Here is a 22,686-nt window from a genome sequence, read left to right as displayed (position 1 = left end):
CATCCGCGTCCATCCGTGAGCAGGCGCAGCCTGCATCCGTGTTCATCCGTGTCGATCGAACGCTTTCGGCAAACCGCTCACGCCGCCGCCTTGGCCGCCGTTCCCCGCACCAACGCGTCGTAGTCGGCGATCAGCGCGGCGCAGACCGGACCCGGCTTGAAGCGGTGCTCGCCGATCTCGCCGACCGGAGTCACCTCGGCGGCCGTGCCGGTCAGGAAGACCTCCTGCGCCTTGGTCAGATCCTCAGGCGGAATGTGGCGCTCCACCACGGTCAGGCCGCGCGCCTTGGCGAGGTCGATCACCGTGCGGCGGGTGATGCCGTCGAGGAAGCAGTCGGCGATCGGCGTGTGCAGCGCCCCGTCGATCACCAGGAACAGGTTGGCGCCGGTCGCCTCGGCGAGATAACCGCGATGGTCCAGCATGAGGGCGTCCTGGTAGCCCTTCGCCTCGGCGTCGTGCTTCGACAGGGTGCCGATCATGTAGAGGCCGGCGGCCTTCGAGGCGGTGGGGGCGCTGTCGGGGGACGGGCGGCGCCACGGCGCCCAGCACAGGCGGATGCCGGCCATCTTCGCCTCCGGGCTGAAATAGCTCGGCCACGGCCACACCGCGATGGCGAGATGGATGCGGCTGTCCTGCGCCGACACCCCCATCACCTCGCTGCCGCGCCACGCCACCGGCCGGACATAGGCGTCGGCAAGGCCCGACGCCTCCACCGTCTGGCGGGTCGCCGCGTCGATCTCGGCCACCGACCAGGGGATCTCGAAGCCGAGGATGCGGGCCGACGCCGCCAGCCGCTCGCTATGCTCGGTCAGCTTGAAGACGGTGCCGTTGTAGACGCGCTCGCCCTCGAACACGCTGCTGGCGTAATGAAGGCCGTGGGTCAGCACATGGATGCGGGCGTCGCGCCACGGCACCAGGGCGCCGTCGAACCAGATGAAGCCGTCGCGGTCGTCGAAAGGCAGAAGGGACATGGTCGATTCCTCGTCGTTTCCGGATCGTCTCCGGCGTGGTTTCTCGGTCCGGCGTCCGGGCACGCGCCCCCCTTTGGCAAAAGCCCGACTGCACGTGCGGCAAAGGGTTGCCGCTCATGAGCTTGCTCTTGTGTCCAGGCGCAGGATTGTTTATGTCTGAGTTGCTGACCTATTTATAACGAATCGAACCAACCGCGTCAACATGGCTGACCTAAAAGCAGGCGTGAATCAGCTCTTCCTCCGCGAGGAGGAGCTTCGCACGGGCATGGAGCTGCTGTTCTACGCCTACCGGGAATTCACCGCCGAGCCGGACGAGATCCTGGCCGAGATCGGATTCGGCCGGGCGCACCACCGCGTGATCTATTTCGTCGGGCGCTATCCCAAGATCACCGTGTCGGAGCTGCTGGCGATCCTGAAGATCACCAAGCAGAGCCTGTCGCGCGTGCTGGGCGAACTGGTCCGCCAGGGCTTCATCGACCAGCAGACCGGAGCGCGCGACCGCCGCCAGCGTCTGCTGGAGCTGACCGGCAAGGGCGTGGAGCTGGAGCGGCAATTGTCGGAAACCCAGCGCCAGCGCATCGCGCGCGCCTACCGCATGGCGGGGGCCGAGGCGGTGGAGGGGTTCCGCAAGGTGATGATGGGGATGCTGGACGACGAGGACCGGGCGAAGTTCACTCCCCCCGCACCGGCCCGCCTCGCCACGAAACGCTGACGCGGTCCGCGTCAGTCCGGAACCTCAGTCGGCGCCCGAATCGCCGCCGACCGCAACGGGCTGGGAGGCCGCGGCGGCCGGGGCGCCCGGTTGAACGCCCGCCGGGACGCCCGTCTTGCCGTCCCCGGCGGGGCGGCGGCGGAAGGTGCCCTTTCGATACACCACATTGTCCGAGGAACCCGGCGCGCACTGCATGATCTTGCCACCCTTCGCCAGGAATTCGCGGGTCATCGCGTCCAGGTCCTGACGGTCGGCGGACCTGTTGTCATCGGCCATTTGATCGCTCCTGTGATCCCAGGGTTCACAGTGTAACACGGAAATGCGTCAAAACCGTCAACGCGCATCGTTGCCGGTCCGCTATACGCCGGATGGGCGACCGCGCTATAGTCGCCCCATGACGGAAGACCAGCCCCACATCCTGGTCGTCGACGACGACACCCGCCTGCGCGAGCTTCTGCGCAAGTATCTGGCCGGCAACGGCTTCATGGTCAGCACGGCGCGCGACGCGGCCGACGCGCGGGCGCAGCTCGGCGGGCTGGCCTTCGACCTGCTGGTGCTCGACATCATGATGCCCGGCGAGTCGGGACTCGAGCTGACCGAATCGCTGCGGCGGACGCGCGACCTGCCGATCCTGCTGCTGACCGCCCGCGACGAGCCGGACGACCGCATCGCCGGCTTGGAGGCCGGGGCCGACGACTATCTCGCCAAGCCCTTCAACCCGCGCGAGCTGCTGCTGCGCATCAACTCGATCCTGCGCCGGCAGGCCGCCCGGCCGCCGGAGCCCGCCGCCACCCCGGCTCCGCCGGTGCGGCTGGGTCCCCTGCTCTACCTGCCCGACCGCGACGAGCTGCGCGCCGGCGACGAGGTCGTCCGCCTGACCACGGCGGAGGCCAGCCTGCTGCGCATCCTCGCCACCTCGCCCGGCGTCACCTTCAGCCGCGAGGAGCTGACGGAGCGCAGCAAGGTCGCCGGCAACGCCCGCACCGTCGACGTCCAGGTCACCCGCCTGCGCCGCAAGATCGAGGCCGACCCGCGCGAGCCGCGCTACCTGCACACCGTGCGCGGCGAAGGGTACGTGCTGAGGCCCGACCCGTGACCGCCGCCGCCGGCCCGGATCGCGCGTCCGGCGCCGCGGCGCGGCGCGACCGCCGGGGCCGCGGCGGCCTGTGGCTGAAGCGCTTCCTGCCGCGCACGCTGTTCGGCCGCTCGCTGCTGATCATCGTCACCCCGGTGATCCTGGCCCAGGCGGTGGCGACCTGGATCTTCTACGACCGGCACTGGGACACGGTGACCAACCGTCTGGCCTTCGCGGTGGCCGGCGACATCGCCACCGTCATCGCCCAGCTTGAGCACGACCCGAGCGAGGAGGGGCGCAACTGGGCGCTGGCGACCACCGCCCGCACCACCGACCTGATCGTCACGCTGGAACCCGGCAAGATCCTGCCGGACGAGCGCCCGGTCCTGCGCGGCCTGCTGCAACGCACGCTGGGCAAGGCGATGGACGAGCGGGTCGCCCGCCCCTTCGCGATCAACGCGGAGGTCGCCCATGAATGGTACGAGATCCGCGTCCAGATGGCCGACGGCGTGCTGTCGGTGATGTCGCCGGAACGCCGCCTGTTCACGCCGACCAGCTACATCTTCATCCTGTGGATGGTCGGGTCGGCCATCGTGCTGTTCGCCGTGGCGATCCTGTTCATGCGCAACCAGATCCGCCCGATCAAGCGGCTGGCCGCCGCCGCCGATTCGCTCGGCAAGGGGCGCGACGTCACCAACTTCAAGATGGAGGGCGCCACCGAGGTGCGGCAGGCCGCCTCCGCCTTCCTGCTGATGCGCGAGCGCATCCAGCGCCAGATCACCCAGCGCACCGAGATGCTGGCCGGCGTCAGCCACGATCTGCGCACGCCGCTGACCCGCATGAAGCTGGCGCTCGACATGCTCGGCGCCATGGCGGAGGGCTGCGAGGCCGAGATCGAGGAGCTGATGACCGACGTCGCCGAGATGGAGGCGATGATCGAGGGCTATCTCGCCTTCGCGCGCGGCGAGGGGACGGAGGCGGTGCAGCCGACCGACCTGTCCCGTCTGCTGAACGAGGCGGCGGCGGGAGCCCGGCGCCAGGGGACCGAGGTGTCGCTGTCGCTCGACGGGCCGATCACCCTGCCGCTGCGCCCGAACGCGATGCGGCGCTGCATCGACAACCTGCTGGTGAACGCCGGCCGCCACGCCGGGTCCGCCTGGGTGCGCGCCGCGCAGCGCGGCGGCACGGTGGAGATCGTCATCGACGACGACGGCCCCGGCATCCCCGCCGCCATGCGCGAGGACGTGTTCAAGCCCTTCTTCCGCATCGACCGCTCGCGCAACCTCGACACCGGCGGCTCCGGCCTCGGCCTGACCATCGCCCGCGACGTCGCCCGCGGCCATGGCGGCGACATCACGCTCGACGACAGCCCCTATGGCGGGCTGCGGGCGCTCGTCCGTCTGCCGCTGTAGGCGGGTTCGCGGCTCAGGCCGGACGGACGCCGGTGTAGACCACGAAGCTCCAGCTCTTGAAGACGCAGTCGACCTCGGCGAAGCCGGCCTCGTCCAGCCAGCGGAGCTGGTCGGCGAGCGGCGCCATGCGGTCGAAGGCCTGGCGGCGGCGGGCGGCGGCGAAATCGGCCTCGTTGACGCCGCCGGCATGAACCTGACGGACCCAGGTGGCGTCGTACCGCGCGTCGAGCGCCGGGGTCGGCCCCTGCGCCTGGTCGGCGTTGACGAAGCGACCGCCCGGCGCCAGCGCCGCGAAGGCGCGGCCGAACAGCGCCCGCTTGGCCGGGTGCTCCAGATGATGGATGGACAGGGCCGACACCACCGCGTCGTACGGTCCGCCGAGGTCGCCGGCCCCGTAATCGGCCACCCGGAAATCGACGTTGCCGTCGCCCGCGAATCGCTGGCGGGCGACGGACAGCATGTCCTCCGCGACGTCGAGCAGGGTCAGGACCGCCGCCGGAAAGCGCCGCCGGATCGCGGCGGCGAGCAGCCCGGTTCCCGCGCCGAGATCGAGGATCCGCAGCGGCCGCCCGTCCGGCTCGCCCAGCAGATCGACGGCGGTGCCGTAGAAATCGTCGAAACAGGGAATCAGCACGCGCCGGACGCCGTCATAGCGTTCGGCGGCGCTGTTGAAGGAGTCGCGGATGCTCACATTGCCCTCCCCGATGTCCAAGGCCCGGCCGGATCGTCCTCGCCGGGTCGGGCGCCGTTCTCAGGCGACGATCCGGCGGTCCCTCATGCCGCGTTCGAACCGGTCGAACCGGCCGTCGAACGCGGTCTGGTCGATCGCCTCCATGCGGAAGCGCACCCGCAGGACGTCCTCCTCGCGGTAGGACTCGACGAAGGGCAAGGGGATGCCCAGCTCGTCGAACAGCAGCGTCCCGCGCGGCCCCAGCCCCTCGGCCCCCGCAAGCGCCGCGCCATGGCGCGAGATGTCGAGAAGCCGCACCGTCACGCGGGCTCCCCCTTCCCCCTCGACCGTACAGGGCGCCTCGACACGGTAGCGCGGCAGATGGCGGCGGTCCACGTCCTCAGTCGCGGTGCGCACGGCGCGGACCAGCACATGCATCAGCTCGTCGATGCTGTGGGCGACGCCGGACGCGCCGGCCCGCAGCTCGGCCGCGTGCTCCCCGGTGGTCGCCGCCTCGCGCGAGACCTCGTGGATGCGCAGCGACACGTCGGTGGCGGCGGTGGCGGTCTGGTTGACGTTGCGGGAGATTTCCTGGGTGGCCGCCGCCTGTTCCTCCACCGCCGCCGCCACGGTGCTGGAGATCGAATCGATCTCGCCGATGGTGTGGCTGATGGCGCGGACCTCGGCGACGCTCCGCTCGGTGACCGACTGGATCTCCGCGATCAGGCGGGAGATTTCCTCGGTCGAGCGGGCGGTCTGGTTGGCGAGGTTCTTCACCTCGTTGGCGACCACGGCAAAGCCCTTGCCAGCCTCGCCGGCGCGGGCCGCCTCGATGGTGGCGTTGAGCGCCAGCAGGTTGGTCTGCGCGGCGATGCCCTGGATCAGCCCGGCGACGTCGCCGATCCGTCCGACCGCCGAGGACAGCGACTCGATGGTGCCTTCCGTGCGCCGCCCGGCCTCGACGGCGGAGCGGGTGACGCTGGCCGCCTGCTCGACCTGCGAGCCGATCTCGCCGATCGAGGCGGCGAGCTGTTCGGCGGCCGACGCCACCGCCTGGGCGTTGCTCAGCGCCTGCTCGGCGGCGGCGGCGACGTTCTGGGCGTTGGCGCCGACCAGCCCCGCCGACACCGCCATCCCCTCGGCGTTGTGGTCCATCGCCTGGGTGCGCGCGGCCACCAGCTCGACCGCCTCGCGGCTCTCATGCTCGACCGTGTCGGCCATGCTCTGGAGCGCGCGGCGCTTCTGCGCCTCGCCCTCGATGCGCTGGATCTCCTGGTCGGCGCGCAGCCGCTCGGCCTCGGCCATGCCGTTGCGGAAGACCACGACCGAGCGCGCCATCACGCCGATCTCGTCGAGCCGCTCCGTGCCGGCGATGGGGGTGGCGAGGTCGCCGGTCGACAGCCCGTCCATCGCGCGGGTCAACTGGCCGACCGGCCGCAGCAGCCGGCGCAGCACCAGATAGCCGGGAACCGCCAGCACCAGCGCGCAGATCACCACCAGCAGGGCGGCGAAGCGCATGCTGTCGTTGAAGGTGGCGAAGACCAGGCTCTTCTGGATGCCGACATAGAGGATGCCGATGGTCTTGCCGCCGCGATCCTTGATCGGGTCGTAGGCGGCGTAATACTCCTCGCCGAGGATGGTCACCATGCCGCGGTAGCCGGTGCCCCGGCCGAGCACGGAATCATGGGCCGGGCCGGGCGCCAGCACCGTGCCGACCGCGCGCGAGCCGTCCGGCTTCAGCACGTTCGTGGCGATTCGCCGGTCGCCCTGGAAGATGGTGGCGGTGCCGCCGGTGATGCGCTTGATCCGGTCGACGATGGCGTTGTTGTCGTTCAGCGTCGTGGCGCCAAGCTTCAGAACCCCGTCGGCGACGGTGAAGTCCTGGCCGCCTTCCTGAAGGGCGCTCCAGGCGATGTCCATGCTGAGACGCTGCATGTCGACCGCCTGCCGTTCCAGGTCGCGGGCGATGACCTGGGCGATGGCGAACAGGATGGCGGTGCTGAGGAACAGCATGCCCGCGAGGTTCAGCACCGAGACTTTCGTCGAAATGGACAGCCCGCCGATAAACGCCCTCATTCCCGCGCCCCCGCAACCATCGATCCACAAGGTCCGGGGATGGCTCTAGCATGGAGAGCCCTTCGGGAAAAATTCCGGATTTTGATAAAATCCAGGACAAATTCCGAGCATCTCGCCGATGGCCTTGAAAAGGCTGATGTTCTCGCGACGTCTGCTTCGTTTTGCCGCTGGCGCCTTGCGGTCGGGCGCTCAGTAGAGCTGGCCGCCGTTCGGCACGGTCCGCTCCGGACCGACCAGGACCACCGCCCCCTCCGCGTCCGGCACGCCGAGGCACAGGACCTCGCTGGTGAAGGGGCCGATCCGCTTGGGCGGAAAATTGACCACGGCCAGGATCTGGCGGCCGACCAGCGCGTCGGGCGCGTAATGGGTCGTGATCTGCGCCGAACTGCGCTTGGTGCCGATGGCGCCGCCGAAATCGACGGTCAGCTTGTAGGCCGGCTTGCGCGCCTCGGGAAAGGGATCGACGGCGGTGATGGTGCCGACCCGGATGTCCAGCTTCGCGAAATCGTCGTAACCGATGGTCATGATCGCCTGCCCACCCCGATTGATGCCGGGTGGCACGGTAGCGCGAAAGCCCCCGCCCCGAAACGCGAAAAGGGCCGCCCGGCGGGCGGCCCTTCCACGGCGATCGGCGCGCGACCGTCGCCTTACTTGGCGGCGGTCTTGGCGATCAGGGCCTTGACCTCTTCCAGGCTCTCCGACACGCGCTTGGACAGCACGTCGGCGGCCTCGGTGTTCGACTTGGCGACCAGCTCCGACAGCTCGCGGACGTTGGCCAGCGACTTCTCGAAGGCGACCTTCACCAGTTCGGCCTGCTTGGCGGCCTTCTCCTCCGGCGAACCGGCGGCGATGACCTCGTTCACATAGCCGCTGGTCTCCTCCAGCGAGGAACGGACGATCTCGGCCTGACGGCGCAGCACGGCCTGGAAGCCCTCGATGGCGAGCTGGTTGGCGGCGGTGATCGCCTCGATGTTCTTGCGCTGGCTGGCAAGGATCGAGTCGACGTCCACACCCGGCACCTTGAAGTCGGCCAGGGTCTTGGACAGGTCGAATTCGAGGAAGGGGTTACCGCTCAACTTGGCCATGTTTCTCATCCCCGCTTTTGGCGTTCGGCATGCTGCGACGCAACATTTCTGGAAGCCGACTATGCAGAGTGCCAAAAAGTTAGTCAACGAGCTTTTGCGCCGCAGCATAACCCCTCGGCATGGCGCATCCGGCCATCCGCCCTTAACCGTTTGGGACGGCGGAAGGTTCCGCTGAGCGGGATGACGTCCCGGTCCAGCGGCAGAATGTCGCGGCGCAGCCCTCCGCCCGCCGCAACCCGGCGTCGAGCGCGGCCATGGTGCGCGACAGGTCGGCGCTGTCGTCGTCGAGAAACACCCGCACCACCCGCAGATCCACAACCCCGAGCCCGGCGACCAGCGCGCCGCCGCCGCGCCGGTCGGGGTCGATCCCGGCGGCGCGCAGCATCCAGGCCATCGACCGCCCGAAGGCGCAGCTGAAGGCGAGCGCGGTCACCGGCTCTCCCGGCAGGTCGCGCACCACCGCGCGCAACCCCTCGCGGAACGGCAGCAGGGCGTCGAAGCGGCGCATCATCACGTCGAACAGCCGGTCGCGCGCGCTTTCCGCCGGATCCGGCGGAGCATCGGCGGCCAGCACCGCGGCGTCGGCCACCCGCGACACGGCGGCCAGCAGGTCGGCCCGCCCCCGGTAGCGGTGATGGAAGCGGGACAGCGGCACACCGGCCGCCCGCGCCACCTCCAGCAGCCCGACGCGGTTCCAGCCCTTCTCGACGGCCAGCCGCATCGCCGCGGCCGCGACCGACCGGTCGAGCGCGCCGTCGTCGGGTTCGCCGCCTTGCCCATTCCGGTTGAACGGAGCGCTGTTGGACGTGTCTGACATCGCACCCACCCTCGCGGTTGATCGCCACCTTCCAACAAGGTGGGGCGCGGCGGGCGGTTCGTCACCCTTTGCGGACGGTCTCCACCCGGCCGCCGGTCATCGAGACCAGATCGGCGGGGGTCAGACGGAACACCGCGTTGGGGGTGCCGGCGGCGGCCCAGATCACGTCGAGCGCCATCAGGTCGGCGTCGATCAGCACCAGGGGCGGCACCGCGTGGCCGACCGGCGGGACGCCGCCGATGGCGTAGCCGGTGGAGTCGCGGACGAAGTCGGGATCGGCCCGCTCGATCTTCTCGCCGATCAGCCGGCCGACCGCCTTCTCGTCGACCCGGTTGGCGCCGCTGGCGACGACCAGCACCGGCCGGCCGCTGTCCTTGGCGCGGAAGATCAGGGATTTGGCGATCTGCGCCACGGCGCAGCCGACGGCGGCGGCGGCGTCCTCCGAGGTGCGGGTGCTGCCCTCATGCTCGACCACACGGTGGCCGAGCCCGGCGGCGTCCAGCAGATCCTGGACACGGCGGGCGGACGGGCTGAGATCGCCAGCCCCCGCCCCCGCCTCCTCGTCGGGGCTCCTCGTCAACCGGCCAGTTCCTTCGACCGCCGGGTGGCGGCGGCGACGGCGGCGGTCATCACCGGCTGGAGGCCGTCCCCGGCCATCAGCACGTCGAGCGCCGCCTGGGTGGTGCCGTTCGGGCTGGTCACCGCCTTGCGCAGGTCGGCGGCGCTCTGCGGCGAGCGGTTGAGCAGTTCGCCCGCGCCCGACACGGTGGCGCGCGCCAGCGTCATCGCCAGATCGGCCGGCAGCCCGCTCGCCTCGCCGGCCTTGGCCATCGCCTCGACCAGCAGGAAGACGTAGGCCGGGCCGCTGCCCGACACCGCCGTGACCGGATCGAGCAACGCCTCGTCCCCGACCCAGGCGACATCGCCGACGGCGCGCAGCAGCGAGTCGCACAGCGCGGTCTGGGCGGCGGTGGCCCGCGCGTTCGGCACCGCCACCGTCATGCCGCGCCCGATGGCGGCCGGCGTGTTGGGCATGGAGCGGACGACGGCCGCCTCCCCGCCCAGCGCCGATTCGAAATAGGCGATGGTCTTGCCGGCGGCGACCGAGAGGAAGACCGTCGCGGGACGGGCCAGCGCGCGGTAGGCGGGCAGCGCCGCGTCCATCACCTGCGGCTTGACCGCCAGCACGACGACGTCGGGGACGAAGCCGGCCGGCAGAGCCTCCGGCCCGGTCGCGGCGGACACCGCCGGGTTGCCGGCCAGCGACTCCGGCAGGCCGGCCGTGTCGACCACCACGACGCGCGAGGCGACGCCGGAGGCGAGCCAGCCGTCCAGCATGGCGCCGCCCATCTTGCCGCAGCCGACCAGCAGCAGGCTGGCGCCGCTTCCGGAAACACCCCCGTTCCCTGCCCCGGCCATCGCGCTCACGCCTCGCCCATGGTGTCGAGGATGGCGGCGGACACCGCCTCCTGCGCCGACTTGCCGCCCCAGATCACGAACTGGAAGGCGGGGTAGAAGCGCTCGCACTCCGACAGGGCGATCTCCACCAGATCCTCGAGCTGCTCGACGGCGGCGCCGCGGGCACCGCGCAGCAGCATGGTCTGGCGGAACATCGGCGTGTGCTCCTCCGAACAGACGTCGAAATGGCCCAGCCACATGCGGCCATTGACCTCGGCCAGAAGTTCGGCGACGGCGGCGCGGCGGGCGGCCTGCACCTTCATGTCGAACTGGCAGGAGAACTGCATCGCGCTGACGTCGGGCTGCCAGACGAAATAGAGGCGGTAGTCGCACCAGCGCCCGCCGATCTCGACGACCAGCTCGTCCTCGCTGGCGCGTTCGAACGGCCATTCGTTGGCGGTGACGATCTCCTCGACGACGTCGAGCGGATTGTGGGCGGAAGCGGTGGTTTCGACGGCGACAGCCGACATGTTCAGCGTCCTCCTGTGAAGGCGCGGCGGGCGGTACCGTATACCCGGAAAGACCGACTACCGGAACCGGGCCCCGAGATGATGGGGTGACTGGCCCAGAGGACACAACTCCTGGAACGGTGCCAAAGCCGTCGGGCCTTCGCAACCGATTTCAGGTGAGACCGCGATGACGGTTTTGTGGCCGGAACTCGTTTGGCCGGAGCGCGTGGCCGGACCGGGCACCGTTCAGGCGGTGGTTCCGGCCGACGCGCCCGGATCCTCGATCACGGCCGGAGCGCCCGCTGGCGGCACCACGGCCGGAGCGTGGGCGACCGGCACGGCCGCCATCAGCGACGCGACGGTGGCCTCCAGCGTGGCGAGCCGTTCGGCCATCGCCTCCTGCTCCGCGCGGGCCTTGGCGGCCATGGCGCGGACGGCCTCATGCTCCTCGCGGCCGACCACGTCCATGCGCGACAGCACGCGTTCGAGCTGGGCGCGCAGTTGGCCCTCGGCCTCCTCGCGCAAGGACGAAAAGGCGCCGAGCGCGCCGCCCGCGACACGGGCCAGATCGTCCAGAATTTTGTTGTCCACCTGCATCGCTCAAACTTCCCGTTACCGTTTGTACATTATGGCGGCCGGACCGGCCGACTTCAACGCCCTTGGCCGTTTTCCTCCGCACCGCAGCGCGCAGCCGTGCCATGCGGCGCCCCGCAAGCGGCCCGGCGGCTCTAGGGTTTGGCGGCGCGGGCGAAATGCTCCTGGACCGCCTGCATGTCCAGGCTCTGGGTCGGCGCCGCCGCCGGGCCGGCGACCCGCAGGGTCAGCGGCGGCAGCGGCGGAGTCGCCTTCACCTTCACGGTCAGCCCGAAATCCACCCGCTCCTCCGGCAGCGACCACTGGCCGCTCAGCAGCCCCTCCCCCGCCGCCGACGACAGGCGGGTGTCCTCGGTGCGGACGATCCCGTGATCGATGACGAAGCGGCCATCGAGCCGGTCGATGCGGGTTTCGCCGCCTTGCAGGCTGCCGGCGACGGCGCCCAGCACCTCCTGCGGGCGGTCGATGCGGGCAAGCCGGTCGCGCAGGGCCGCGAGATCCAGGCCACGCAGCGTCCCGCCGGCGGCGGCGACGCGCCCGCGCCCGGCCAGCCCGCGCAGCAGCGTCGCGCGATCCGTCCCGCTGCTGGTCAGCGTCAGGCTGAGATCGACGGTGCCGCCGGCCAGCGCCACGCCGCTGCCCGCCGCGACCTCCGACAGCGCCGCCTTGACCACGGTGAGGTCGGCCTCGACCGACGGCGCGCGTCCGGCCGTCTCGACGACGCGGCCGCTCAGCCCGATCTGCCCGCCCAGCCATTCGCCGTCGAGCTGCTCGAGCGTCAGGACTCCGCCGGTCAGCCCGGCGCGCAGGGCCGGCTGGTCGATGCGCAGGCCGCCGGCCGTCAGCGACGTCGCGGTCAGCGCCAGCCGCCCGTCGAGGCTGCGCAGCCAGGCGGTCCCCCCGCTTCCGCCGACCGGCGCCGCCAGCGCGGCGGAGGCGCCGCCCTGCGCCGGGGGCGGCCCCGACCCCGGCTCGCCACCCGCCGGATCAGCCGCCAGGGGAGCGGCGAGCAGCCGGTCGATGTCGAGATCGCCGGTCTGGATCTCCGCGTCCAGACGCGGACGGGCCTCGCCCAGGACGGCGGAGAGCTTGCCGCGCAGCGCCGTCCCGGCGACGATGCCCTGGAGGTTGCCCAGGGTCGGCGCCTGGGCCGTCCCGCCCAGCTCGCCGTAGAGGTCGAGCGGGCCGTAGGCGCGCACCAGCGGGCGGTCGGCGAACAGCGCGGCGATCCGGCCGAGCTCGGGATGGCTCACCCGCAGCTTGACGTCGGCGGCCGGCGTCTTGTCGAGCGCCAGCAGGGCGCCGCCGGCCTCCAGCGTGCCGCCGGCCATGCCGGCGGTCAGCTCCAGCGCCAGCCGGCCGGCGTCGCCGGCCAGCCGCGCCTTGGCGGTGACGGCGCCCAGCCGCTCCGGCACCGGCACGCCGGCCGGCCAGGGAAAGGCGCTCGGCAGCCCGCCGAGGTTGGCGGCGTCGGCCGACAGGGCGATGTTCACCCCGCGCAGTGGCGACAGCCCGGCGATCTGGCCGTCGATCCGCCCCTTCAGCCCGACGAGGTCGTCGATCCGCGCCTCGCGGATGGTCAGCGCCCCGCCGGCGGCGGTGGCGTCGAGATGGATGCCCTGCACCGGCAGCCCGTGCAGCGTGATCTGTCCGATGGTGAGGTCGAGATTCGCGTCGGCCATGCCGAGCAGCCGCTGCGGCGTCAGGGTCGCCCGCGCGGCGGACAGGGTGGCGGCCGACGACGCCGCCGGACCGGGCGTGGTGGCGGTGGCTGGGGCGGTGGCTGGGGCGGTGGCTGGGGCGGGATCCGCCGACGGCAGATAGGCGTCGAGGTTGAGCCGGTCGAGTTCCAGGCGCGCCCCGAAGGCCGGGCGTCCACGGTCGACGTAGGCGATGGCTCCCGACAGGCGGCTGCTGTCCACCCGCAGATCCAGCCCGGACAGCTCGAAGCGGTCGGCGTGCCCCTGGATGCGCCCGGCGATCGAGGCGCGCCGCAGCCGGCCGGCGGCAACGCCCTGCACGTCCAGCCTCATCCAGTCGAGCAGCGCCCGCAGATTGTCGGCGTTGGCCTCCATCCGGAGATCGACGGTCGGCTGCCCGCCGGGCGTCGTCACCTCGCCGGCCGCCACGAAGTCGGACCCGCCGGGCAACAGGGCGCTGATGCGGTCGATGTTCAGCCGCCCGTTGCCCAGGCTGGCCTCCAGCCGCCCCTGGCGCACGACGCCGCCGTTGTAGGTCAGCCCGTCGACCGCCAGATCGAGCTTCCCCTCGATCCCGGCCGGAAGGGCGAAGGCCGGCAGCATCGGGGACGGGGCCGCCGGCTGGGCGGAACCTGCGGCGCGGCCGTTTCCGCTGGACGGCGCCGTGGCCGCCGCGCCACGCCCCGTGCCGGTGCCGGTGCCGGACGCCTTCGCCAGCCAGGAATCGAGATCCAGCCGGTTGATCGCCAGCGTCAGCTCGGTGCGCGCCGGGTCTCCCGCCCGCAGCGTCGCCGTGCCGGTCGCGCGGGTGTCGCCGAGCTGCGCCTCCACATTGCTGAAGGTGGCGAGGCTGGTCCCCGCCTCCACGGCCGCGCGCAGGCTGAAGGGCTGGGCCAGCGCCGTCGGCGCCTTGGCATCGAACAGCTTGGCGAGGTCGCCGCCCTCGGCCCGCAGATCGCCCTGGGCACGCAGCGCGCCGCTGCCGTTCGGGTTGCCGCTGCCGCCGGACAGGATGCCGGCGAAGCGCAGGGTGGAATCGGTGCCGGGCAGCGACAGCGCGGCGCGCACCGGCACGGCGGCGCCGTCGGTGAAGCGGCCGGCGGTGCCCTCGCCGTGCAGCGGGAGGCCGCGCAGGCGGAAGTCGCCCTGGAACTGGAAGGGGCCGGCCAGGCTGCCGGCGACGATCCGGGCGCTCACCGCCTCCAGCGTCTCCACCCGGCCGGAACGGTCGTCGCGGTACAGGATGGTGCCGCCCTCGACCGACACGCGGTCGAAGCTGACCGCCGACGCCAGGCCGTCGGCCGACGGCAGCGAGGAGGAGCCGGCCGCCGGGCCGCCGGACAGGTCCCAGTTGACGCGGCCGTCCTTCAGCACCTCGACGACGAAGGTCGGCTCGACCAGGGTGATGCTCTCGACCTGGATGCGGCCGGTCAGCAGCGGGCCGAGCGCCACCCGCGCGTCCAGCTTCTTCAGCCGCGCCATGTCGGGTTCGGCGGCGCCGGGCGGGTTGGCGAGCCGGGCATCGCGCACGGTCAGCGCCGGCGAAGGCAGCAGCGTCAGGCCGATGTCGCCGCGCAGCTCGACCTTGCGGCCGGTCGCCGCCGACACCCGTTCGGCGATGGCTCCCTTGTAGGCGTTCCAGTCGATCAGGTTCGGCGCCACCAGAACGGCACCGGCCAGCGCCGCCAGTCCGGCCAGTGCAGCGATCACAATCTTCTTCACCGCGTGTCCGCCTTCCCTGCGGCCGGCCGTGCCGCCGGCCATGCCCCGTCATCCATCGAACCGGCCCCGAACCGGCCCGCCTGCCGAACACAGCGCCGGGCCGGGCCCGGCCTTCTCCCCCGAACCGCCCTTCGCTAAGCTAGCGCCCGCAGAGAAAACAAGCAATTTGGGCGATCCCACGGCCAAATGACGGCCGGTCCGAAATTTTCCCCACCCCGGCGCTTCCGCCGACGCCAGAATGCCCCTTTCCCCCCGCACCGCAGACGGAGACCGAGCCATGGGCGACGTCGTCAACCTCAACCGCTTCCGCAAGACCCGCGCGCGCGCCGAGCGCGCCAAGGAGGCCGACGCGAATCGGATCCGATTCGGCCGCACCAAGACCGAGAAGGAACGCGACCGCAAGGAAGCCGAGCGCTCCACTCAGACTTTGGATGGAAAGAAGCTTGACGATCCGGCATAGGCGATTCCGCAGCGGGTTCCGGCGAGGCCTCCACCAAAGGCGATGAAAAAACCAAGCTGAGCGGTCGGAATAACCTCCATTTTTCTGTGACTATTCGCAGAACCAACAATTCGCCATTGCGACAGTCGCCCGGCTCGTGTGAGGATCGATCCGTGAGCGCCATCGGGCGCACCGTCTGGCATCTGGGGGAGGACCGGCATCATGGTCGACATGACGTCGTTTCGCGGTTCGTCGCAGCCCACACAATCCGCCGCCTATCTGCCACCCATCCGCGCGGTCGGCACCGACCGGCCCTGGCTGTGGCTGTCCGCCGCATGGCGCGACATGATGGCCGCCCCCTTCATCAGCTTCGGCTACGGGGCGCTGGCGGTGGTTTCCAGCTTCCTCGTCGTCGCCGGGCTGTCGATGCTGGACATGGCCTATCTGATCCTGCCGATGGCCGCCGGCTTCATGCTGCTCGGGCCGCTCTTCGCGGTCGGCCTCTATGAGACCAGCCGGCTGCTGGAGCTGGGCGAGCGGCCGACGCTCGGCAAGGTGCTCGCCGCCTACCAGCGCAACGGGATGCAGATCGCCGGGATCGGGCTGGTGCTGATGCTGGCGCTGCTGGCCTGGATCCGCGTCGCCTTCCTGATCTTCGCGCTGTTCTTCTCCGCCTCGCCGCCGGCCTTCGACCAGCTGGTCGACCGCATCTTCTTCTCGGCCGAGACGATCCCGTTCCTGCTGACCGGCACCATCGTCGGCGCGGTCATCGCCGCCGGCGTCTTCTCGATCGCCGTGGTCTCGATCCCGCTGCTGCTCGACCGCGACACCGACGTGTTCACCGCGATGGCGACCAGCGCCGCCGTGGTGCGCGAGAACATCCGGCCGATGATCGGCTGGGCCTTCCTGGTGGCGCTGTTCACCTCGGCCGGGATGGTCACCGGCTTCCTCGGCATGGCGCTGGCCTTCCCGCTGATCGGCCACGCCTCCTGGCACTGTTACCGCGATCTGGTCGGCCAGGCCCGTTAGGAACGGGCGCCGACCGCAAGCGAAAGCCCCTTCCTCCGGGCGGAGGAAGGGGCTTTTTCATGGCCAACCCATTTCCGTCACGGCTTGCGGAAGAAAGCCTCGGCGGCGCTCTTCTGGGCCTGCTTGGCGGCGATGGCGGCGCGGGCGCGGGCGATCTCCGCCTCCAGCCCGGCGATGTAGTCGTTCAGTTCGGCCACGCCGAGAACGTTCAGGTCCTTCGGCGCCGGCTTGGCCGTGCGCGGCTCGAGATCCTCGAAGCTCATGGACGCCCTCCCCAAATCCCGTGATCGGGCCTTGCTTGTGATCGGGTCTTGGCCGGCGCCGCTTGTCAGCCCGGCGCCCCGACTCTACCTTTCCCATCCAACGAGTCAAACGGGGGAAACAGCATGGGCCTCGCCTTGCCCGACAGCATGCGCTGCGTCGAGATCGCCGAACCGGGAGGGCCTGAGGTTCTGCGCCCCGCCCGCCGCCCCGCCCCCGTCCCCGGTCCGGGCGAGCTGCTGGTCGAGGTCGCGGCGGCCGGCGTCAACCGCCCGGACACGCTGCAACGCCAGGGCCGCTACGACCCGCCGGCCGGCGCCTCCGACCTGCCGGGGCTGGAGCTGTCCGGCAGCGTCGTCGCCATCGGCGAGGGCGTGACCGGCTGGGCCAGCGGCGACCGGCTGTGCGCGCTGGTGGCCGGCGGCGGCTACGCCGAATACTGCACGGTCCCGGCGGTGCAGGCGCTGCCGGTGCCGGCGTCCCTGTCGATGATCGAGGCGGCGGCGGTGCCCGAGACCTTCTTCACCGTCTGGACCAACGTGTTCGAGCGCGGCGCGCTGAAGCCCGGCGAGACGCTGCTGGTGCATGGCGGGTCGAGCGGCATCGGCACCACGGCGATCCAGCTCGCCAAGGCGTTCGGCGCCACCGTCTTCACCACCGCCGGCAGCGCCGAGAAGTGCCGGGCCTGCGAGGAGCTCGGCGCCGACCGCGCCATCGACTACAAGACCGAGGATTTCGTCGCGGTGATCCGCGAGGCGACCGGCGGGCGCGGCGTCGACGTGGTGCTCGACATGGTGGGCGGCGACTACATCGCCCGCGACGTCGAGATCATGGCCCCCGACGGCCGCCACGTCTCCATCGCCTTCCTGCAAGGACCGAAGGTCTCGCTGAACATGGCGCCGGTCATGATGAAGCGGCTGACCCTGACCGGCTCGACGCTGCGCGCCCGCCCGGTGCCGGAGAAGGGCCGCATCGCCGCGGCGCTGCGCGAGACGGTCTGGCCCCTGCTGGAGGCCGGCGGGGTCAGGCCGCTGATCCACGCCACCTTCCCGCTGGAGCAGGCCGCCGAGGCGCACCGGCTGATGGAAAGCAGCGCGCACATCGGCAAGATCGTGCTGACCGTCGGCACCGACGCCGCCTCCTGACCGGAGAAAACGCATCTTTCTCGCCATTCCCGTGCGGTCGGGCTTGCCTTGACCGCACGGGACGGGTTAGCAGAGACGCGTGGGCGACCGGGTTTTCCCGGTGAGCCTGCGTCAGCATGCTTATTTGACCCGGCTTTCGTCCCTATATCCAGGGGAGGAACCGGAAGAATTTCCGCCCAGAGATGAAAAACCGGCAGCGCCACCCGCCAGCGGGCGCGGCCGGGCCCGAGAGTTGTCAGGAGGGATGATGGCACTGCCCTTGATGCCGAAAGCGACAGCCGTCTGGCTGGTCGAGAACACGTCCTTGTCCTTCGAGCAGATCGCAGCCTTCTGCGGGATGCATTCGCTGGAAGTCCAGGCCATCGCCGACGGCGAGGTGGCGGTCGGCATGGTCGGGCTCGATCCCGTGGCCAACGGCCAGCTCACCAAGGCCGAGATCGAGCGCTGCGAGAAGAACGAGGCCCTGCGCCTGAAGCTTCTGGTGGTCGATCTGCCGCAGGTGGCCGCGCGCTCCAAGGGCCCGCGCTACACCCCGATCACCAAGCGCGGCGACAAGCCCGACGCCATCGCCTGGCTGCTGAAGCACCACCCGGAACTGTCGGACGCGCAGACCTGCCGGCTGATCGGCACGACCAAGCCGACCATCGCCGCGGTGCGCGACCGCACCCACTGGAACGCCGCCAACATCAAGCCGCGCAACCCGGTCATGCTCGGCCTCTGCTCGCAGCGCGAGCTGGAGGAGGCGCTGGCCCTGGCGATCCGCCGTGGCGGCACCCCGCTGCCCCCGCAGGACCCGGACGAGGACGGCTACGGCAGCGAGCGGGACGACGAGTCCTACTCCGAGCAGGAAGACGCGCATTGAGGTCGCACCGGGCCTTCCCCCTTGCCGGCGGGAAGGCCCGCGGGATATCCCACCCATGACCTCCCCCTCCCGCCCCGCGCCCTCCCGCCCCGCGCCCTCTCGCCTCGTCGTCGGCATCAGCGGGGCATCCGGCGTCGTGCTGGGCATCCGCATGCTGACTACCCTGCGCCGCATCGGGGTCGAATCGCATCTGGTGGTCAGCCGATCGGCCGAGGTGACGCTGGCGCACGAGACCTCCATGAAGGTCGCGGAGCTGCGGGCGCTGGCCGACGTCACCTACGCCGCCGCCGACATCGGCGCCGCCATCGCCAGCGGCAGCTTCCGCACCCTGGGCATGGTGGTCGCCCCCTGCTCCGTCCGCACGATGAGCGAGATCGCCAGCGGCGTGACCTCCACCCTGCTGACCCGCGCCGCCGACGTGGCGCTGAAGGAGCGGCGGCGGCTGGTGCTGATGGTGCGGGAGACCCCGCTGCATCTCGGGCACCTGCGCACCATGACCGCGCTGGCCGAGATGGGGGCCGTGATCGCCCCGCCGGTGCCGGCCTTCTACGCCAGGCCGCAAAGCATCGACGACCTGATCGACCATTCGGTCGGCCGTGTCCTGGACCTGTTCGGGCTCGACGCCGGCAATCTGCGACGCTGGGGCGAGCCGTCGCCGGAGCCGGCCACGGAAGGTTGAGAGCTCTTTTCGCCGCAACGCAACGGGCGCTTGGACTGCAAGAGCAATGCCGCTATACCCCAATGGAGCGGGGCCGGCATCGCGCCGGCCGGCAGGACGAGGGACAACCGGCGATGCCTGACAGCCAACAGAGTCAACCCATCCGTCAGCTTCTGGCCGGCATCAAGGGGTTCCGCGCCCGCTATTACGAACGACGCCCCGACAGCATGCGGCAATTGGTCACGGAAGGGCAGCACCCCGAGATCCTGATGATCGGCTGCTCCGACAGCCGGGTCGATCCGGCGCTGCTGACCCAGGCCGAACCGGGCGAGCTGTTCGTCGTCCGCAACGTCGCCAACCTCGTGCCGCCCTACCAGCCCGACGGCAGCTACCACGGCACCTCGGCGGCCATCGAATACGCGGTCCGCTCGCTGGGCGTCTCGCACGTCATCGTGCTGGGCCACGCCCAGTGCGGCGGCATCCAGGGACTGATCCGCCTGCGCACCGGCCAGACGACCGACGACGATTTCGTGTCGCCCTGGGTGTCGATCGCCGGCTCGGCGCTCGACCCCTACCTCGGCGGGGCCGGGAACGAGGCCAGCAAGGCGGACGCCGAGCGGCTCCAGCAGAATCCCGGCGTCATCGAGCGTGCGGCCATCCGCACCTCGGTCGACAACCTGATGACCTTCCCCTTCGTCCGCGAACGGGTGGAGGCCGGCACGCTGAGCCTGCACGGCTGGTGGTTCGACCTGGAAAGCGGCGAGCTGTGGGCGACCGAAGGAAAAAGCAGGGTCTTCCTGCCGGTCGAATGAACCCGCGAAGGGAATGGAGGGCGGTCTTTCGCTGTTGAGGGGGGATGGATCAACCCATCAATCCTCCAACAGGAAAGGCATCGCCATGAAGTCCGCCCTCCGCCTCGCCATTCTGGTGGCCGCCCCGCTGGCGCTGGCCGCCTGCAACCAGTCCGGCAACGACCGTGGCCTGTTCGGCAGCAGCGGCGGTGGCGGCCTGTTCGGTTCGGGCGACTCCGACGCGCGCTACGCCCGCAACGGCCGCTGCGACGATCCGCGCTACAACACCTCCAACGGCGGCCGCGCCGAGGCGGGCACCGACGATTACGACTGCTCGCGCTACGGCGACGGGGTCAAGCGCTGACAAGGATACGGCATCGGGCCGGCCCCCTCCGGCCCGATGCCGCATTCCGACCGCAAATCCCGACATTTGGTTTCACAAAGTAACCTTTGTTGTCTTGCGTGATTGTCGAGGCGGATGCTTAAAACGGTCATGCCTTGCCTTTGCCGGAGCGGATTAAGGTCCGCATCCGGAATAGCCCTGGATTGTGCCGTGACCGACGCCTTGATATCCCCCGCTTCGTCCAACCAGGAGCGGGCCATGACACGCCTTTCGAGCCGACCGCCGCGCCGTCCGTCCGGCCGCCTCATCCGGCTCCTTCCGGTTGCCGCCGCGCTGCTCGCCGGCGTTCCCTTCACCGATTCGACCGCGCTGGCGAACGAAGGGGCCAAACCCGGCGGCGGCTGCCCCTGGGCGCAGGACGTGTCTCTGGAGGTCAACGGCAAGACGCTGACGCTCAACCAGGCGGTGTTCGCCACCGCCGGCGCCGAGCCGGTCGTCATCGAGCCCTACCAGATCTACCCCATGGTCGATCAGCTCAAGCTGCGGATCGTCGGCCCCAAGGGGCGGGAATGGGAAGCCTCGCTCACCCGTCTGGTCAGCGGCAAGCGGTGCAGCGCCTTCTATGTCGGCAAGGCGTTCCTGGTGTCCGACGTCGAGCGCGACCCGAACACCCTGATCCTCAACCGCTGAAGCCGCGTCCGCCGGCCAGCGCCGCGACCAGCGCGGCCAGAGCCGGGTCGCCGCCCGGCACCAGCAGCGCCATGTTCGCCGCCGCCAGGGCCACGCCGCCGCCAGGGCGCGGCGACAGCCCGCCGGCCGCGAACAGCCGGTCCTGCTGGATGCGTTCGGCCTCCAGCTCCACCGCCTTCATCCGGGCGTACAGCCCGTCGTCCTCGGCCTTCACCCGGCGGCGCACGGCGCGCAGCGGCCGGACCACCTCCCGCCGCCAGTCCGCCACGGCGGCGTCGATCCGCTCCAGCGCGGCCGGCGACAGGGCGGCCGCGCAGTCCATCCCCGCCCAGGCGGCGAACAGCAGCAGGTTGACGTCGACGCCGCGCCCGTCCTGGAGCGCCAGGCAGGCGGCGGGCACCCCCGGCCGCCCGTAGACGGCCAGGGAGAAGTCCCAGAACGGGTTGGCGCCCATCCGCCTCAGTCGCCGAAGCTGATGCTGAGGCCGCGCGCCGTCTTGACCAGCGCGCTGTCCAGCTCGACGCAGGAATACTGGGCGATGGCGTCGGTGATCGGCACGTCGATCACGCCGCGATTCGACCAGGCGACCATACGGTCGAACTTACCCTCGGCGATCAGGTCGACGGCGTGGACGCCGAAGGCCGAGGCGACCAGACGGTCGCGCGGGCTGGGCATGCTGCCGCGCTGGACATGGCCCAGCACGGTGACGCGGGTCTCGGCCCCGGTGGCGTCGGCGATCTTCTCGCCGATGTAATCGCCGATGCCGCCATAGCGCTTCTCGCCGCCCTGGAGCACCTTCTTGACGCCGGTGCCCTCCAGCGTCTTCACCGCCTCCGACACCACCACCAGGGCGAAGTTGCGGCCAGTGGAGCGCACCTCGTGAATCTTCTCGGCGATGCGCTCGATCGAATAGGAGATCTCCGGGATCAGGATCACGTCGGCCCCGCCGGCGATGCCGGCGGCCAGCGCGATGTGGCCGGCGTCGCGGCCCATCACCTCCAGCACCATGACGCGCTGGTGGCTGGCGGCGGTCGGCTGGAGACGGTCGAGCGCCTCGACCGCCACGGCGACGGCGGTGTCGTAGCCGACCGAGACCTCGGTCATGCCCAGGTCGTTGTCGATGGTCTTCGGCACGCCGACCATCGGGAAGCCGCCCTTCTGGGCCAGCTTGTGGAGGATGGCGAAGCTGCCGTCGCCGCCGATGCCGATCAGCGCGTCGAGGCCAAGCTCGCGGTAGCCGCCGATGATCTCGTCGGAGCGGTCCTTCAGCGTCCCGTCGCTCATCGGGTAGGCGAAGGGATCGCCCCGGTTGGTGGTGCCGAGGATGGTGCCGCCCTGGCGCATCATGGTGCCGTCGACGTTGCCGAGGTCGAGCGTCTGGTACTGGACCGGACGCTGCAACAGGCCCTGCGTCCCCTCCTTGATGCCGAGAACCTGCCAGCCGTACCCCGCCGCGCGATGGACGGCGGCGCGGATGACCGCGTTCAGGCCGGCGCAGTCGCCGCCGCTGGTGAGGATGCCGATGCGCTTGCCGGCTTTGATGGGGGCGTTCATTGAGGGTTTCCGTCCCGTTTCGACTGTTTGTTGCGGTGGGCGCCCATGTTACCGGAACAGGCGTTTCCCGCAATCGCCGAAGGGGAAAAGTCCCGCCCGGATTCCCGGACCGCCACCGAACCATAACCTGCGGGAGAGGCTTAGGTTTCGCGCTGCCGCTTTTCCGGAAATCT

Annotated in this window: 26 protein-coding genes; 11 read left to right on the top strand and 15 right to left on the bottom strand. The window is 70.9% G+C overall.

Annotated elements, in window-relative coordinates; all coding sequences use genetic code 11:
* Positions 1 to 77: 77 nt before the first annotated feature.
* Positions 78 to 971 carry a branched-chain amino acid aminotransferase gene (locus J2847_RS19945; protein ID WP_209780594.1) on the bottom strand — a complete coding sequence of 298 codons (894 nt, stop codon included), beginning with the start codon at positions 969 to 971 and terminating at the stop codon, positions 78 to 80.
* A 202-nt stretch (positions 972 to 1,173) separates the two neighbouring features.
* On the opposite strand from J2847_RS19945, the gene J2847_RS19940 reads away from it, so the two are divergent.
* The gene (locus J2847_RS19940; RefSeq protein ID WP_085554743.1) at positions 1,174 to 1,683 is read left to right on the top strand and encodes a MarR family winged helix-turn-helix transcriptional regulator; all 510 of its coding nucleotides are present in this window, start codon (positions 1,174 to 1,176) and stop codon (positions 1,681 to 1,683) included.
* Between the two features lie 24 nt (positions 1,684 to 1,707).
* Here the strand turns inward: J2847_RS19940 and J2847_RS19935 are convergent, their stop codons facing one another.
* Entirely contained in the window at positions 1,708 to 1,959 is a 252-nt protein-coding gene (locus J2847_RS19935) for a hypothetical protein (RefSeq protein WP_209780593.1), read from the bottom strand.
* A 118-nt stretch (positions 1,960 to 2,077) separates the two neighbouring features.
* Between J2847_RS19935 and J2847_RS19930 the strand changes: the two genes are divergently transcribed.
* Both J2847_RS19930 and J2847_RS19925 read left to right on the top strand, forming a co-directional pair.
* Positions 2,078 to 2,779, top strand: a complete 702-nt coding sequence (locus J2847_RS19930) for a response regulator (protein ID WP_085554744.1) — start codon at positions 2,078 to 2,080, stop codon at positions 2,777 to 2,779.
* Positions 2,776 to 4,170, top strand: coding sequence for an ATP-binding protein (locus tag J2847_RS19925; RefSeq protein WP_209780592.1), 1,395 nt, complete (start codon positions 2,776 to 2,778; stop codon positions 4,168 to 4,170). Before J2847_RS19930 ends, J2847_RS19925 begins: the two co-directional genes overlap by 4 nt.
* 13 nt (positions 4,171 to 4,183) lie before the next feature.
* Here the strand turns inward: J2847_RS19925 and J2847_RS19920 are convergent, their stop codons facing one another.
* The 10 genes from J2847_RS19920 to J2847_RS19875 form a co-directional block, all read right to left on the bottom strand.
* Positions 4,184 to 4,861, bottom strand: coding sequence for a class I SAM-dependent methyltransferase (locus J2847_RS19920; RefSeq protein WP_325169448.1), 678 nt, complete (start codon positions 4,859 to 4,861; stop codon positions 4,184 to 4,186).
* 60 nt (positions 4,862 to 4,921) lie between these two features.
* On the bottom strand, positions 4,922 to 6,871 hold the full coding sequence (locus J2847_RS19915; protein ID WP_325169447.1) for a methyl-accepting chemotaxis protein: 1,950 nt from the start codon (positions 6,869 to 6,871) through the stop codon (positions 4,922 to 4,924).
* Positions 6,872 to 7,105: 234 nt separating this feature from the next.
* Positions 7,106 to 7,441: a tRNA-binding protein gene (locus J2847_RS19910; protein ID WP_209780589.1), complete on the bottom strand. Its 336-nt coding sequence runs from the start codon at positions 7,439 to 7,441 to the stop codon at positions 7,106 to 7,108.
* A gap of 122 nt (positions 7,442 to 7,563) precedes the next feature.
* Positions 7,564 to 8,001 (bottom strand): phasin family protein, encoded by a 438-nt coding sequence (locus J2847_RS19905; protein WP_085554748.1) that lies wholly within the window; start codon positions 7,999 to 8,001, stop codon positions 7,564 to 7,566.
* 142 nt (positions 8,002 to 8,143) lie between these two features.
* The gene (locus tag J2847_RS19900; RefSeq protein WP_209780588.1) at positions 8,144 to 8,818 is read right to left on the bottom strand and encodes a TetR/AcrR family transcriptional regulator; all 675 of its coding nucleotides are present in this window, start codon (positions 8,816 to 8,818) and stop codon (positions 8,144 to 8,146) included.
* A 61-nt stretch (positions 8,819 to 8,879) separates the two neighbouring features.
* Entirely contained in the window at positions 8,880 to 9,398 is a 519-nt protein-coding gene (locus J2847_RS19895) for a YbaK/EbsC family protein (RefSeq protein ID WP_209780587.1), read from the bottom strand.
* A complete protein-coding gene (proC, locus tag J2847_RS19890; RefSeq protein WP_209780586.1) occupies positions 9,395 to 10,237 on the bottom strand; it encodes a pyrroline-5-carboxylate reductase in 843 nt (280 codons plus the stop codon). The genes J2847_RS19895 and proC overlap by 4 nt, the downstream gene beginning before the upstream one ends.
* A gap of 5 nt (positions 10,238 to 10,242) precedes the next feature.
* Positions 10,243 to 10,746, bottom strand: coding sequence for a type III secretion system chaperone family protein (locus J2847_RS19885; protein WP_209780585.1), 504 nt, complete (start codon positions 10,744 to 10,746; stop codon positions 10,243 to 10,245).
* A 225-nt stretch (positions 10,747 to 10,971) separates the two neighbouring features.
* A complete protein-coding gene (locus tag J2847_RS19880) occupies positions 10,972 to 11,322 on the bottom strand; it encodes an accessory factor UbiK family protein (RefSeq protein WP_085554753.1) in 351 nt (116 codons plus the stop codon).
* 131 nt (positions 11,323 to 11,453) lie between these two features.
* A complete protein-coding gene (locus J2847_RS19875; protein WP_209780584.1) occupies positions 11,454 to 14,741 on the bottom strand; it encodes an AsmA family protein in 3,288 nt (1,095 codons plus the stop codon).
* Positions 14,742 to 15,018: 277 nt separating this feature from the next.
* Between J2847_RS19875 and J2847_RS19870 the strand changes: the two genes are divergently transcribed.
* Positions 15,019 to 15,201, top strand: coding sequence for a DUF4169 family protein (locus tag J2847_RS19870; protein WP_085554754.1), 183 nt, complete (start codon positions 15,019 to 15,021; stop codon positions 15,199 to 15,201).
* Positions 15,202 to 15,402: 201 nt separating this feature from the next.
* Complete coding sequence (locus J2847_RS19865; protein WP_209780583.1) at positions 15,403 to 16,209, top strand: DUF2189 domain-containing protein; 807 nt, start codon at positions 15,403 to 15,405, stop codon at positions 16,207 to 16,209.
* A gap of 77 nt (positions 16,210 to 16,286) precedes the next feature.
* On the opposite strand, the gene J2847_RS19860 is transcribed toward J2847_RS19865, so the two are convergent.
* Positions 16,287 to 16,472, bottom strand: coding sequence for a DUF1192 family protein (locus tag J2847_RS19860; protein WP_209780582.1), 186 nt, complete (start codon positions 16,470 to 16,472; stop codon positions 16,287 to 16,289).
* A gap of 123 nt (positions 16,473 to 16,595) precedes the next feature.
* Here J2847_RS19860 and J2847_RS19855 point away from each other — a divergent pair, with 123 nt between their 5' ends.
* The 6 genes from J2847_RS19855 to J2847_RS19830 all read left to right on the top strand — a co-directional run bounded on the left by J2847_RS19855 (position 16,596) and on the right by J2847_RS19830 (position 20,959).
* Entirely contained in the window at positions 16,596 to 17,615 is a 1,020-nt protein-coding gene (locus J2847_RS19855) for an NAD(P)H-quinone oxidoreductase (RefSeq protein WP_209780581.1), read from the top strand.
* Between the two features lie 247 nt (positions 17,616 to 17,862).
* Entirely contained in the window at positions 17,863 to 18,477 is a 615-nt protein-coding gene (locus J2847_RS19850; RefSeq protein ID WP_085557171.1) for a DUF1013 domain-containing protein, read from the top strand.
* A gap of 55 nt (positions 18,478 to 18,532) precedes the next feature.
* Complete coding sequence (locus J2847_RS19845) at positions 18,533 to 19,156, top strand: UbiX family flavin prenyltransferase (RefSeq protein WP_209780580.1); 624 nt, start codon at positions 18,533 to 18,535, stop codon at positions 19,154 to 19,156.
* 113 nt (positions 19,157 to 19,269) lie between these two features.
* Positions 19,270 to 19,947: a carbonic anhydrase gene (locus J2847_RS19840; protein ID WP_209780579.1), complete on the top strand. Its 678-nt coding sequence runs from the start codon at positions 19,270 to 19,272 to the stop codon at positions 19,945 to 19,947.
* 85 nt (positions 19,948 to 20,032) lie between these two features.
* A complete protein-coding gene (locus J2847_RS19835; RefSeq protein ID WP_209780578.1) occupies positions 20,033 to 20,290 on the top strand; it encodes a hypothetical protein in 258 nt (85 codons plus the stop codon).
* Positions 20,291 to 20,527: 237 nt separating this feature from the next.
* Positions 20,528 to 20,959 carry a hypothetical protein gene (locus J2847_RS19830; protein WP_211114790.1) on the top strand — a complete coding sequence of 144 codons (432 nt, stop codon included), beginning with the start codon at positions 20,528 to 20,530 and terminating at the stop codon, positions 20,957 to 20,959.
* Here J2847_RS19830 and J2847_RS19825 read toward each other — a convergent pair.
* Both J2847_RS19825 and J2847_RS19820 read right to left on the bottom strand, forming a co-directional pair.
* Positions 20,949 to 21,413 (bottom strand): TIGR02444 family protein, encoded by a 465-nt coding sequence (locus J2847_RS19825; protein WP_209780577.1) that lies wholly within the window; start codon positions 21,411 to 21,413, stop codon positions 20,949 to 20,951. The genes J2847_RS19830 and J2847_RS19825 overlap by 11 nt on opposite strands.
* 5 nt (positions 21,414 to 21,418) lie before the next feature.
* Entirely contained in the window at positions 21,419 to 22,513 is a 1,095-nt protein-coding gene (locus J2847_RS19820; protein ID WP_209780576.1) for an ATP-dependent 6-phosphofructokinase, read from the bottom strand.
* Positions 22,514 to 22,686 lie beyond the last annotated feature (173 nt).

Source organism: Azospirillum agricola (assembly GCF_017876095.1).
GTDB classification, from domain to species: Bacteria; Pseudomonadota; Alphaproteobacteria; order Azospirillales; family Azospirillaceae; genus Azospirillum; species Azospirillum agricola.
The sequence above is the reverse complement of the archived record's forward strand: the minus strand, read 5'-3'. Positions and strand labels throughout refer to the sequence as shown.